The 12945-nt window shown below is 53.4% G+C and carries 14 protein-coding genes; all 14 read left to right on the plus strand.

All coding sequences use genetic code 11. From position 1 onward, the window contains the following. The first annotated feature begins 34 nt into the window (after positions 1–34). The 14 genes from BM299_RS07625 (at position 35) to yabQ (ending at position 12583) form a co-directional block, all read left to right on the plus strand. Positions 35–283, plus strand: coding sequence for a hypothetical protein (locus tag BM299_RS07625; protein WP_092482876.1), 249 nt, complete (start codon positions 35–37; stop codon positions 281–283). 418 nt (positions 284–701) lie between these two features. Next, positions 702–1277 carry an aminoacyl-tRNA hydrolase gene (gene pth, locus BM299_RS07630; protein WP_092482877.1) on the plus strand — a complete coding sequence of 192 codons (576 nt, stop codon included), beginning with the start codon at positions 702–704 and terminating at the stop codon, positions 1275–1277. 41 nt (positions 1278–1318) lie between these two features. Continuing rightward, positions 1319–1702 (plus strand): hypothetical protein, encoded by a 384-nt coding sequence (locus tag BM299_RS07635; RefSeq protein WP_092482878.1) that lies wholly within the window; start codon positions 1319–1321, stop codon positions 1700–1702. A 33-nt stretch (positions 1703–1735) separates the two neighbouring features. Further along, positions 1736–1957 (plus strand): hypothetical protein, encoded by a 222-nt coding sequence (locus BM299_RS07640; RefSeq protein WP_092482879.1) that lies wholly within the window; start codon positions 1736–1738, stop codon positions 1955–1957. A 77-nt stretch (positions 1958–2034) separates the two neighbouring features. Next, a complete protein-coding gene (gene mfd / locus BM299_RS07645) occupies positions 2035–5553 on the plus strand; it encodes a transcription-repair coupling factor (protein WP_092482880.1) in 3519 nt (1172 codons plus the stop codon). A 122-nt stretch (positions 5554–5675) separates the two neighbouring features. Next, positions 5676–6704: a peptidylprolyl isomerase gene (locus BM299_RS07650; RefSeq protein WP_092482881.1), complete on the plus strand. Its 1029-nt coding sequence runs from the start codon at positions 5676–5678 to the stop codon at positions 6702–6704. 132 nt (positions 6705–6836) lie between these two features. Further along, entirely contained in the window at positions 6837–7397 is a 561-nt protein-coding gene (spoVT, locus tag BM299_RS07655; RefSeq protein WP_092482882.1) for a stage V sporulation protein T, read from the plus strand. A 494-nt stretch (positions 7398–7891) separates the two neighbouring features. Next, the gene (yabN, locus tag BM299_RS07660; protein WP_092482883.1) at positions 7892–9373 is read left to right on the plus strand and encodes a bifunctional methyltransferase/pyrophosphohydrolase YabN; all 1482 of its coding nucleotides are present in this window, start codon (positions 7892–7894) and stop codon (positions 9371–9373) included. A 102-nt stretch (positions 9374–9475) separates the two neighbouring features. After that, positions 9476–9748, plus strand: a complete 273-nt coding sequence (locus tag BM299_RS07665) for a non-specific DNA-binding protein Hbs (protein WP_092482884.1) — start codon at positions 9476–9478, stop codon at positions 9746–9748. 40 nt (positions 9749–9788) lie between these two features. Further along, complete coding sequence (locus BM299_RS07670) at positions 9789–10052, plus strand: RNA-binding S4 domain-containing protein (protein WP_092482885.1); 264 nt, start codon at positions 9789–9791, stop codon at positions 10050–10052. 213 nt (positions 10053–10265) lie between these two features. Continuing rightward, on the plus strand, positions 10266–10571 hold the full coding sequence (locus BM299_RS07675; protein WP_092482886.1) for a hypothetical protein: 306 nt from the start codon (positions 10266–10268) through the stop codon (positions 10569–10571). Positions 10572–10612: 41 nt separating this feature from the next. Next, positions 10613–11575 (plus strand): SpoIID/LytB domain-containing protein, encoded by a 963-nt coding sequence (locus BM299_RS07680; protein ID WP_092482887.1) that lies wholly within the window; start codon positions 10613–10615, stop codon positions 11573–11575. Positions 11576–11692: 117 nt separating this feature from the next. Next, positions 11693–11977: a sporulation protein YabP gene (gene yabP, locus BM299_RS07685; protein WP_092482888.1), complete on the plus strand. Its 285-nt coding sequence runs from the start codon at positions 11693–11695 to the stop codon at positions 11975–11977. A 51-nt stretch (positions 11978–12028) separates the two neighbouring features. After that, complete coding sequence (gene yabQ, locus BM299_RS07690) at positions 12029–12583, plus strand: spore cortex biosynthesis protein YabQ (RefSeq protein WP_092482889.1); 555 nt, start codon at positions 12029–12031, stop codon at positions 12581–12583. Positions 12584–12945 lie beyond the last annotated feature (362 nt).

The following is a 12945-nucleotide window of genomic DNA, read 5'->3' on the forward strand; positions in this document are numbered from 1 at the left end:
TCTGGATAAAGTATAATGATAAGGAGGGGATAAAATGGCAGACAGTATCAGTTACCCCGGTCCCGGGTACGGCCCGGGTTACGGCATGACCTTCACAGAACGGCTCAGCAGCTGCGTCAGAAGGAATGTTACTGTTTATATAGGCGAAGAGAATACTCCCGTCGCGGGTATGTTGCATGCCGTGGGATCCAACTACGTGGAAATACACCGGATGACCGGCAATACGACAGAAGCGATAATTGTTCCGATCCATTCTATCTCAGCAATTTCCTGTCCTGTTTAAGGTGAAAGTGCCTTTAGGAATACCCCCTCCAGCGAGGGGGTATTAAGTTTATGATATTATATAACTATTAACCGAAACATTTGACTGCTGTGGTATTGCCCATAAGTGAACGACTTGCGTAGCGCCGGTAACAGCACCCGGCGAAGCTTCGGGTAACCGGATAGCGGCGCGAAACCAGCGGCTCACTAACAGTTTGCGATTTTAAACAGATGAGCTCTAAAGTCAATATATCATAAAATATGAAAACATATCACGCCGCCTTTGCAGCGCCGCTAATCCGGTCCGAAGCAAGCCGTAGTGCTGTCGGCGCGAAGCACTGGAGTGAGCGTTGGGCAATACTGCAGCGGGCTTACTGAATAATAATGGTATGATGAAATACAACTGTTGAGAGATTTTTGAATTAACGGGGGTATTTATATTGAAGCTGGTAGTGGGGCTGGGCAACCCGGGTCATAAATATGTCGCAACCAGGCATAATGTCGGTTTTCAGGCGGTGGACCTGGTGGCCCGGGCATTGGAAACAGTAATTGATCGCCCGTTTTTGCGTTCCCTGGTGGGACAAGGCGTGTATCACGGCGAGAAAATCATTTTGGCCAAACCGCAGACTTACATGAACCTGAGCGGGGAAGCGGTAATCCGGCTGTTACAGTGGTATAAACTGGATCCACCCGACCTGGTGGTTATCTATGACGACCTGGACCTGGAACCGGGCCGGCTGCGAATCCGCGACCGCGGCGGCGCAGGCGGGCACCGGGGCGTGGCGTCTATTATCCGGATGCTGGGCGCCGCTGATTTTGTCCGGGTGCGTGTGGGCATCGGCCGGCCGTCGGCCCGGGGTCCGGAAGTGGTGGACTGGGTGCTGGGACGGCCTTTGCCCGATGAAGCCCGGGCCATTGACCGGGCGCTGCAGGTGGTGCCCGAGGTGGTGTGGGAACTGGTGGATGGCGGCGTCACGGCGGCCATGAACAAGTTTAATCGCCGCGAACCGGTATAACGGTCTTACATGATGTCAATATTATTATATAGGGGATCATTTTGCACATTTTTGCCGGCCTGTTTGCCGCACTGGCGGCGCGCGTTATGCTGGGCCTGGTCCGCCGCAGCGACACCCGGGCGGTGATAACGCTGGTGGCGCCGGCGGTGGAGGAATTGGCCAAAACGGGTCTGGCGTTGTTTTGGGGCGCTGATATATTTTACACCCATGTAGTTTTCGGCGGAGCCGAACTGGCGGCGGATTCCCTCAAACGGCGCGGCATCTGGCCGGGGCTGGCGGCCCTGGCCCTGCACAGCGCGCTGGGTTTTGTCACCGTGTGGCTGGCGGCTTACACCGGCGTGGTGGCTTTGGCCGCGGTCGCGGCGACGGTGCTGCACTCGCTGTGGAACTACGCGGCCGTCACGCTGTTGGGACCGCGGGTTTAGTTTTAGTTTACTTGTTATAGGAGAGGGCGTCCAATGAAGAAATACCATGTATGTGATTGCTGCGACCGGATTTTCAATATTACGGAATCCGCGGACCGGGGCGATGCCGGCCACTTGACTGGAGCTATGGCCGGGGATATAATGATCGAAGAATTTGAAAACGACGGCAGCCTGGTGCCGGGTTTGTGCGCGGAATGCCGGGAGGAAGTGTACGGCCCCGCGCAGCAGTTTATCTACCCCCACAGGCTGCACTGACTACAGCAACAAGGCCGGAGCTTTAGCCCTGATGGCGCTAAAGCTCTTTTTGTGATGCCTTTTTGGTTGGTGAACCAATGCAGGGATTATTAAAATTAATTAAACAAACAAAAGAATATACCGTTCTGGGCAAGGGGTTGAATACCGGCCGGGGCCAGCAGCAGGTGTTCGGTTTGACCGGGGCCCAGCGCAACTTGCTGATAGCGGGGCTGGCCGGGGAAACCGGTTCCACTACGCTTATTGTTACGCCTGGTGAGGTGGAAGCCGGCCAGGTTTGTGATGACCTGTCCGCGCTGTTGCCACGGGTCAAAGTCAAGCAACTCCCGGTGTACGAGCTATTACCCTACCAGGTGTTGGCTCACGGCAAGGAGGTTACGGCCTCCCGTCTGGAAGTGCTGGAGGGGTTGTGCCGGGCCGAGCCCATGGTGGTGGTGGCGCCCGTGGAGGCGCTGATGCGCCGGCTCAGCCCCCCGGATGTTTTTGCTGCGACCGGGCTGGAACTGGCGGTGGGGGACCGGCAGGACCCCGATGCACTGGGCCGGCGGCTGCTGGCCATGGGCTACGAAAGGGTAGACCTGGTGGAAAGGGCCGGTCAGTTCAGCGTGCGGGGCGGCATCGTGGATGTTTTCCCCATGACACGGGAAGTACCCGCACGGCTTGAGTTTTTCGATGACGAAGTGGATTCTGTCCGCCTGTTTGACGTAGAGACCCAGCGATCCGAAGAAAAGATCGAGCGGCTGGCGGTTTATCCCGCCACGGAAATGGTGGTGTCCGAGAGCCAGTGGTCGCTGGGGCGGGGTGCGGTTAAGGCGGAATACCGCGTTCAGCGCCGCAAGCTGGAAAAAAGCGGTGACCCCTCCGCACTCCGGTTTTTTGATGAACACTTCGGTCGCTTGCTTGATATGTTGGAAAGCGAAGTATTCGACCCGGGGCTGGAAATTTTCTTGCCTTATTTCCACCCGCGGCCCGTCAGTTTGTTGGATTACCTGCCTCGGAACGCGGCTGTGTTTGTTGACGAGCCGCAGAAAATCAGGGAAGTGGTGCAGAGCATTCAACGGGAACGGGCCGAAACCTACGCCGACCTCCTTACCAGGGGTAAGGTGCTGCCGGGGCAGTCGGCCGGTTATCTGGATTGGGAGCATCTATACGAGGGTTTAAACGGGCGGCGGTCGGTGTTTTTCTCCTTTATGCCACGCCAGGCAACATTTATCCGCCCGCATAACATCGTTAATTTCACCGCCAAGTCCATGCACAGTTTTTTGGGCCACATGGACATGCTGGCGGAAGAAATTCGCCAGTGGCGTCGCAACGGTAATGCTGTGGTTCTGCTGGTAACGGGTCAGGACCGGGGCCGGCATTTGTTGGATGCCCTCCGGGAAGAAAAAGTGGATGTGTTTTATGTTTCGTCCCTGGACCGGGAGGTGCAGCCGGGCAACGTGGTAATCAGCCACGGGCAGCTGTCCGCCGGGTTTGAACTGGTCAACGCCCGGTTGGTGGTGATCACCGAAGGGGAGATTTTCGGCCAGCGCAAGCGTAGAAGGCGGGAACAGCCCCGGGAGGCGGGCACCCGGCTGGAACCCTTCACCGACCTGAAAGTGGGAGATTACGTTGTGCACGTCAACCATGGAATCGGCCGGTACAGAGGGGTCGTACCCCTGGACATCGGCGGTATCCGCAAGGATTACCTGCTGATCAAGTACGCAGGCGAAGACAAGCTATACGTTCCCACCGACCAGGTTTCTTTACTGCAGAAATACCTGGGTGCCGAGGCCGACAGCCCGCGCCTGTCCAAGCTGGGCGGCGCGGAGTGGAACCGGGTCAAAAGCCGGGTCCGCGAGGCGGTCCGGGACATGGCCCAGGAATTGCTGGCCCTTTACGCTGCCCGGGAAACAGTTGAGGGCTACAGCTTCGGGCCTGATACGGTTTGGCAAAAGGAATTTGAGGACGCGTTTCCTTATGAAGAAACGCCGGATCAACTGCGGGCCATCAGGGAAGTGAAGCGGGACATGGAAAACCGGCGGCCCATGGACCGGTTGCTTTGCGGCGATGTGGGTTACGGCAAAACCGAGGTGGCGCTGCGGGCGGCCTTTAAAGCGGTGATGGAGGGCAAGCAGGTGGCCGTGCTGGTGCCCACCACCATTTTGGCCCAGCAGCATTACAATACCTTCCGGGAACGGTTCGCCAATTATCCGGTACAGGTGGAAATGCTCAGCCGGTTCAGGTCGCCCCGGGAACAACGCCGGATCATCCAGGATTTAAAAGAGGGCCGTGCGGATATTGTTATCGGCACCCACCGGCTGGTGCAGGACGATATTATTTTCAAGGACCTGGGCCTTTTGGTGGTGGACGAGGAACAGCGCTTTGGCGTGGCCCACAAGGAAAAATTAAAGAAACTGCGCACCAATGTGGATGTGCTGACGCTTACCGCCACTCCGATTCCCCGTACCCTGCACATGTCCCTGGTGGGTGTGCGGGATACCAGCCTGCTGGAAACGCCGCCGGAAAACCGGTTTCCGGTACAGACCTACGTGCTGGAGGAGGACCCGGTGATGATCCGCGAGGCCATTCGGCGGGAACTGGCCCGGGACGGGCAGGTTTATTTCGTGCATAACCGGGTGGCCGATTTGGACAATGTGGCCCTGTGGCTCAAATCACTGGTGCCCGAGGCCCGCATTATCACCGCCCACGGGCAGATGCGGGAGGAAGAGTTGGAGCAAATCATGCTGGATTTTATAGACGGAGCTTATGATATACTGGTATGCACCACCATCATCGAGAGCGGACTGGATATTCCCAATGTTAATACGTTAATTATTAAAGAAGCGAATAATTTCGGGCTGGCCCAGCTTTACCAGCTGCGCGGGCGCGTGGGGCGGGCCAACCGCCTGTCTTACGCTTACCTTACCTTCCGTAAGGACCGGGTTTTAAATGAAGTGGCGGAAAAAAGGCTGGCGGCCATCCGGGAATTTACCGAATTCGGGTCGGGCTACAAGATCGCCATGCGGGACCTGGAAATTAGGGGCGCCGGCAACCTGTTAGGTGCCGAGCAGCACGGGCACATTGCCGCTGTGGGATTTGACCTGTACTGCCGGTTGCTGGAGGAGGCCGTTCAGGAAGCCCGGGGCCAGCGGGTGGAACAACCCGTGGAGACCGTGGTGGAACTGCCTGTGGAAGCCTATATCCCCGACAATTACATTTCTGATACCAGCCAGAAGGTGGAACTGTACAGGCGTATCGCTTCCCTGAGAAAGGAAAGCGAGATTGCCGAACTGGAGGAAGAATTGGTGGACCGCTTCGGCGATCTGCCCCGACCGGTGCGGAACCTGCTATGGGTATCCCGCATCAAGGTGATGGCCGGGCGTTTAAAAATTAAATCCCTCAGCCGGCAGCAGGGCTTATACCGGCTGGTGCTGGCGCCCAATCACCCCCTTACCGGGGAAAAGCTGGTGTCGGTTGGGGAACTTTACCGCAATAAGGTCAAATTCAGCAACGCCGACGAAGAATTCGAGATTCGTTACAAGTTCCGGGAAGCCGGGCGCACCCCCGACGAACAGCTCTTCGAACTGGAAAAATTCCTGGAAAATTTGGCGGGGTAGGTATACACGATGCCAAATATACGCATCGGTTGGCCTATTGTCGCGCCCGGTTGTTTGCTATATAATTGAGTGAGTTGGTGCCGCCCGAATAAGGTGGCGTATATTTTGGGGAGGAGATTGATTTGCGAAAAAATATTTATATTTTAATCTCGATGCTTTTGCTGGCTTCCCTGGTTCTTGGGGGCTGCGGCAGCAACGTAGTGGCCACGGTGAACGGCGAAAAAATCACCGCCCGGGAACTGGACGAGCAAGTGAACGCCTTGAAGGACACTCTGACGCAGCAGGGCTTGAACTTCGAGGGCGAGCAGGCCAAGGATATTGAGCAAATGCTGCGCCGGGACGTGCTCAACCAGATGATTGACCGCGAACTGGTCATGGCGGAAATTAAGCGCCTGGATTTAATGCCCACCGATAAAGAAGTGCGGGAAGAAATTGAAAACCTCAAAAAACAGCTGGGTTCGGAAGGGGACTTTAAAAAATACCTGGCGGCCAACGGGGTTAACGAACCCAAGCTGGAGGAATATATTAAGCAGCAACTGGCCGTAACCAAGCTGCAGGAGAAAATCAGCTCCGAGGTGCCCCAGCCGACTGATGCAGAGATACAGGCTTATTACGACGCCCATAAGGAACAGTTCAGCCAGCCCGAACAGCGGCAGGTCAGCCATATATTAATAGGTGCCGGGGATTATTCGGGCGGTAAAAACCGCAGCGAAATGGAAGCCAAGGTGCTGGCGCTGCAGGTGGTGGACAAGCTGAAAGCGGGCGCTGATTTTGCCGAACTGGCCAAGCAGTACAGCGACGACCCGGGCAGCAAAGATAACGGTGGCCAGTACCCGCCATTCAGCAAAAACAGCGGTTTTGCCAAAGAATTTGAAGATGCCGCTTTTAGCCTGCAGGAAGGGCAATACACCGCCGAGCCGGTGAAGACCATGTTTGGTTACCATATTATTCGGCTGGACAAGGTGATACCCGCCAAAAATTATAGTTTGGCCGAGGTTAAGGATAATATAACGGCCAGTTTGCATCAGGAAGCGGTAACCAAAAAAATCGATGAGCTGCTGCAGGACTTGCGGGATAAGGCTGAAATTGTAAATAAGCTGGCAGAAGAACCCAAGACCAAAAAGGACGGCGAACAATCGACAAAAAAATAACCTTTTCCTGGAAAGGTGAAAATAATTTTACTTTTGATTGGAAAAAAATGAATAATTCCTACCCTCCGGTTATATACTAAGATTGAAAGATTTTTCGTGATTATCTTCTGGTAAAGGAGGGAAGGGCGGCCCATGAAAGCAACGGGTATTGTACGTCGTATAGATGATCTTGGCAGGGTGGTAATTCCCAAAGAGATAAGGAGAACCCTCAGGATTCGGGAAGGCGATCCCCTGGAAATTTTTGTCGATCGAGAAGGCGAAGTAATTTTAAAAAAATATTCTCCCATCGGTGAGTTGGGTGATTTTGCAAAAGAATACGCAGATTCGTTGCACGAAGCACTGGGGCATATAGCTTGTATTGCTGATCGGGATACTATCATTGCCGTTTCCGGAGCACCGAAAAAAGAATTCTTAAACAAGCCGGTAAGCAATGCCATAGAAAAGGTGATGGAAGAGCGAAAGGCGGTAATTATCAACAATCCAGGCAATGATCCTTATTGTGCGGAGTGCATGGTTATAGAGGACGGTGACTGCAAGTATTCATCTGAAGTGATTGCACCGATCATATCTGAAGGCGATCCCATCGGAGCGGTAATTTTGGCTTCACGTGAATCGAATGTAAAAATGGGGGAACTGGAGTTAAAACTGGCGGAAACCGCGGCAGGATTTCTGGCCAAACAAATGGAACAGTAGCGGCCCGGAGCAAGGGCCGCCTTTTTTTGCCTTAAAAAGGCAAAGCCGGCGGGGTCAGTAGTCCTTGCAAGTGATGTATCGGAGCGACGGTAACGGGACTTGGCGAAGCTGAGGATGCCGGATTGGCGGGACGAATCGCGCAGGTACAACTTACTTGATAATACCTTGATATGCGAAAGTAAATAAACGAACCAAGTATAACTGTAACGTTGCGCGCAATATGCAGGACCACCAAATCCGGCCCGAAGCAAGAGTGGCAGCGGCGCATATTATTTAACATACCATACTTGAACTTTATTTTCTGGCCGCTGCATCAGAAAACATGTCTTAATTGATAACTTTTGGGGCGCGGAGATTCTGAACGTAGCGAGGACTACTGGCCCCGCCCTAGATAAAAATAAAGTTTTTGCGCGTTTTGCCAAAAGGAATCAGTTAATTCTTGTGTAATTGGTAAGAATAGCGGTAATATAGAATTTAAAGGAAGGGTGTAACCATTGACAGCCAAGATAAGCATAGTGGGGCTGGGGCCGGGCGGCACGGATTATTTGCCGCCGGCGAACCTGGCCATGCTGCGGGACGCCCGCCGGCTTTTTTTGCGCACTGAAATCCATCCCGTGGTGGAGTGGCTCAAAGGGCGGGGAATTGCATTTGCGTCCTTTGACAGGTACTACGAGCAGGCGGACAGCTTTGAAGAGGTTTACAGGAGGATCAAGGATGATGTACTGGCTGCCGCCGAAGCAGGCCCGGTGGTTTATGCCGTACCCGGCCATCCGCTGGTGGCGGAGTCCGCCGTGGACCTGATTTTACAAGAGGCGCAGCGCCGGGGGGTTTCCACTGTGGTGGCCCCGGCCATGAGTTTTCTGGATGCCGTTTATGCCGTGCTCAGGATTGACCCGGTTCAGGGTTTGCAGATAGTTGACGGGTTGCAGCCGGCCGGCCCGGATTTGGACCCCTCCAAGGGAGCGGTGGTGGTTCAGGTATACAATCAACTGGTGGCTTCGGATATTAAGCTGACCTTATTGGAGATGTACCCGGCGGAACATGAGGTGGCCGTTGTGCGGGCCGCCGGCGTGCCCGGTGAGGAAAAGGTGGAGTATCTACCCTTGTATGAAATAGACCGGCTGAACTGGGTGGACCATTTAACCACCCTGTATGTGCCTCCGCTGACCGGGGGGGCTTTGCATAACAGCGGCAAGTTTGGTTTTGACAGGCTTGTGGACATCATGGCCCGGTTGCGCAGTGAGAACGGTTGCCCCTGGGACCGGGAGCAGGATCATCATACGTTAACCCCTTACTTGTTGGAAGAAACTTATGAAGTGCTGGCGGCCATTCAGCAGGAAGATATGTATAATATTTGTGAAGAATTGGGAGACTTATTACTACAAATAGTATTTCATGCTCAAATAGCCAGGGAGCGCGGTTTCTTTAATATTCACGACGTGGTGGAAGGAATTTGCCGGAAGATGATCCACCGCCACCCGCATGTTTTCGGCGACCTGGAAGTGCGGGACAGCAGTGAGGTGTTGATCAATTGGGAAAAAATTAAGCGAAGTGAGAAGGACGGTGATACAAAAGTAAAACAATCGGTTCTGGACGGGGTGCCCCGCGGGTTACCGGCCCTCCTGCGTTCTTGGAAGATTCAAGCCAGGGCCGCCCGGGTTGGTTTTGACTGGCCTGATTACCAGGGTGCGCTGAATAAAGTGGAAGAAGAACTGAATGAATTGAAGGAAGCATTGGAAAGCGGCGGGCGCAAAAAAATAGAACTGGAAACCGGTGATATTTTGTTTGCGGTAGTGAACACGGCCCGGTTGCTGGGGATTGACCCCGAAGCAGCCCTGACCGCTACCACGGAAAAGTTTATCCGGCGTTTTCAAAAAATTGAACGCAATGCCGCACTATCGGGTAAGGAATTATATAATATGACTTTACAAGAAATGGATATTTTTTGGGAGCAGGCCAAGAAAGACGAAAATTAAGGGAAAAAAGTAGGAAAAATTTACTTTAAAGAAGGAACTTATAGATAAGCGGCGAATTGTATACTGCACGTTGTTACGTTTAATTTACTTAGGGGGGTAATTATGAACAAGGCAGAGTTAATTGCCAGTGTGGCAGAGAAGTCCGAATTAACCAAAAAAGATGCTGAAAAAGCTGTGGCAGCAGTTTTGGCAACTATTGAAGAGGCGCTTGTAGAAGGTGACAAGGTCCAGTTGGTTGGATTCGGAACCTTTGAAATCAGGGAAAGAGCCGCCCGTAAGGGACGCAACCCGCAGACCGGGGAAGAAATTCAAATTGCCGCCGCCCGGGTTCCGGTGTTTAAAGCCGGCAAACAGTTGCGCGAGTCAGTATCGTAAAACAGTGAATCAAGGGATTTCATTTATGGGGTTTTAAGTATTGCGACTGGATAAATTTCTTAAAGTTTCCCGGGTGGTCAAACGGCGCACGCTGGCCAAGGAGGTATGCGACCGTCGGCAGGTGACGGTGAACGGTCGGGTAGCGAAAGCAGGAACGGTTGTGCAGCCGGGAGACGTGGTGGAAGTGATGTTTGGACAGCGCCGCCTGAAAGTGCAGATAGTAAGTTTGCGGGAAACTGTACCGGCCAAGCAAGCGGCGGAATTATATGCAGTGCTTGAAGATGAAAAAATAGTGGAAGAATAACTTACCAAGTAAAGGTCCTTTGGGGCCTTTTTTATTTTTTCCGGGAAAGTATGCGCAAAAAGCAAACAGGGGGCTATATGGGCGTGTACAGGATATTTACGGGTCTATATGCGTGATAAACATAAAATTTGGCTGAATACGCCTGATTATGGATCTTGCATCAATGTGTTAGTATTAACAAAAAATGGAATTTAGGTTGGGAGTGTGTTCAAGATGTTTTGGATGTCCTGGATCAAGCAACAGGTGGATAATATTTGGGCGGTAATGCCCAGGCACGGGGTGGTGCCCGGCAGGAAAAAACTTTTGGGCTGGTTGGTGGGTAAAAATGGTTGCTTACAGGCGGCAACCGGCGGTCCGGTGGCGGAGACGATACTGCCCATATGCCCGGCCACGGCGGTCCCGGCGAGGGAACCCTCCTTTGCGGGGGGGGTAAGGCCCGGAGGGGCGGCGCGGCTGACGGGGGTGCTGCATTATTTCACCAGGGGGCCCGACGGATCGTGCCGGTTTTGTATAATTTAAATCCATCCCACAAAAAATAAAAAAAACACGGAGGGTGGGGGATGGATTTGCAAAGGTTTGACAAGCTAAAAATATTACTTGTTATTGTAATGGTAATAGGGCTGGTATGGGGTTGCGCAAGGGGGCCCCAGCGCAAACCCGTGGAACCTGTCCCCGGCGCGCCGGACAGGGAGCCAACCATAAGCCTGTACATCAAGGAGCAGGACAAAAAAAAGGACATCAAGCTGGAAGAGTACTTGGCCGGCGTAGTGGCGGCGGAGATGGAACCCAGTTGGCCGGTTAACGCCCTGGCCGCCCAGGCTATTGTGGCCCGCACATTCACCATGGAAAATATCAAGGCCGGTCGGGTGAAAAAGCTGCATGGCACGGACGCATCCACCGATGTGGAGGAATTTCAGGCCTATGACCCCTCCCGGATCAATGACAATGTGCGAAAAGCGGTGCAATCCACCAGGGGAAAAGTGATTACTTACCGGGGCAAATACGTAAAGGGATGGTTTTCAGCCTGTGACGGCGGGATTTCCGCCTCCGCGCAAGAGGGGCTGGCATTTAATAAAGGGCCCACGCCATACATTAAGGCCGGAGCGCGGGATGAATGCCTATCGATTACTGTACCGGAAAACCGGCACTGGCGGGCTGAAATACCCCTGGACCAGGTGCGTGCGGCGGTCCGGGAAAACAGCGGAAAAGATCCGGGAGATATCAGCGCGGTAAAGATAACGGAAAGGGGGCCTTCGGGAAGGGTCACCATGCTGCAAATCGGTTCGGCAGCGGTGAGCGGCCCGGGTTTGAGACTGGCGTTGGGCAGCGACAAGGTGCGGTCCATGCTGCTGTCCAAGGCCGCAGTGCAGGGCGGCAACCTGGTTTTGGAGGGTAAGGGATACGGTCACGGGGTTGGATTGTGTCAATGGGGTGCCAAGAAAATGGCCGTGGAAGGAAAATCGCCGGAAGAGATCATTAAATTTTATTACCGGAATGTCGACATCCAAAAATTATGGAATTAACAGTTTTAACGGTGGCCCGGAACAGGGCCACCGTTTTTTGCATAATTATGGATTAGCGGCATAGATATAATTTGAATAGGTTTATCCGTGCTTTTTCAGGCCGGGAGGTGAAACAAAATGGAGCAGAAACAAGCGTTCAGCAACCGGCTGGTCCTTACTGACCGCAGGTATTTGCAGGTGGACGGGGTGGAGCATGTAGGCAATTTCAACGAAAAGGAAATCACTCTGGACACCAATATGGGGTTTCTTACCCTCCGGGGAGAGGGGTTGCATATTACTCAACTGAACCTGGAAAGCGGCAATCTGGTGGTGGAGGGTAAAATCAACTTTATGGAATTTACCGATGGCAAAGGTTCCGGTGGATTCCGCGGCAAGGGCATGTTGAACAGGATTTTTAAATAACCCGTACCCGGTAACGTGCTGCCCGGGGGAAAGTTTTGGAGGTTGAAGCTTGTGACGGAGCCGGTAACCAGTCAATTTATGGTATTTATATACACCATTTTGACCGGAGCGCTGGCCGGGTTTTTATTTGATATTTACGCCGGGGTCGGCCAAGTTTGGCGGCTGAGAAAAACCGGCATTTTTTTCGGTGACGTGGTGTACTGGCTGGTATTGACGGCGCTGGTTTACGGGTTAATATTGCACTATAACCAGGGGGAAGTGCGTTTTTTTGTGCTCCTGGGGTTGGGCATGGGCGCCGCGCTTTATTTTCAACTCAGCCGCCGGCGGGTCAGGAAGGCGGTTATCAAAACAATCGAGTTGACCATCCGTTTGCTCAAATGGCTCGGAAAATCAATGGTATGGCTGGTGGGCGTACTGCTCTTACCCTTCCGGTTGGTCTACCTGGTTATTACCTACCCGTTTCGCTTGCTTGGACTGGTGCTGGGTAGAACAGGCCGAGCAGTGGCCAAGCTGATAAAACGCCTGGTTCCCACGCCGGTTAAGTCTTTCTATCACCGGCTGGTTAATCAGTGGAAAAGATTGCTGGCTGGAATTAAACGCCGGTGAAGCAAACCATAGTCCCGTCGGCGCGAAGCACTGGTGTGGGTTCTGGCAATACCGCAGCGGGCAAAAAAGGGGACTGGCTCCATTTTCGCTTTTTGAAAATGGTGCCAGTCCCCTTTTACGGTGCCTATCCTGAAAAGGCATATTGGGTGCGGGCGGGTTGTTCCCCGCAAGTGATGTATCGGAGCGTCGGTAACGGGACTTGGTGAAGCTGAGGCTGCCGAATTGGCGGGACGAATCGCGCAACAAACCACTGGCATAGCTTGAAAAGAGAAAGCTATTGTTAATAAATGACCCAGTATAACTACCCGTTCTGCGCATTATGCAGGACCGCCAAATTCGGCCCGAAGCGAACCTTAGTCCCG

The sequence above is a fragment of the Desulfoscipio geothermicus DSM 3669 genome (genome assembly GCF_900115975.1).
Lineage (GTDB): Bacteria > Bacillota > Desulfotomaculia > Desulfotomaculales > Desulfallaceae > Desulfoscipio > Desulfoscipio geothermicus.

Excerpts from the sequence above, each read along its gene's own strand:
- BM299_RS07625 (WP_092482876.1), top strand. The coding sequence starts at position 35 with ATGGCAGACAGTATCAGTTACCCCGGTCCCGGGTACGGCCCGGGTTAC.
- BM299_RS07640 (WP_092482879.1), top strand. The coding sequence starts at position 1,736 with ATGAAGAAATACCATGTATGTGATTGCTGCGACCGGATTTTCAATATT.
- mfd (WP_092482880.1), top strand. The coding sequence starts at position 2,035 with ATGCAGGGATTATTAAAATTAATTAAACAAACAAAAGAATATACCGTT.
- spoVT (WP_092482882.1), top strand. The coding sequence starts at position 6,837 with ATGAAAGCAACGGGTATTGTACGTCGTATAGATGATCTTGGCAGGGTG.
- BM299_RS07665 (WP_092482884.1), top strand. The coding sequence starts at position 9,476 with ATGAACAAGGCAGAGTTAATTGCCAGTGTGGCAGAGAAGTCCGAATTA.
- BM299_RS07675 (WP_092482886.1), top strand. The coding sequence starts at position 10,266 with ATGTTTTGGATGTCCTGGATCAAGCAACAGGTGGATAATATTTGGGCG.
- BM299_RS07680 (WP_092482887.1), top strand. The coding sequence starts at position 10,613 with ATGGATTTGCAAAGGTTTGACAAGCTAAAAATATTACTTGTTATTGTA.
- yabP (WP_092482888.1), top strand. The coding sequence starts at position 11,693 with ATGGAGCAGAAACAAGCGTTCAGCAACCGGCTGGTCCTTACTGACCGC.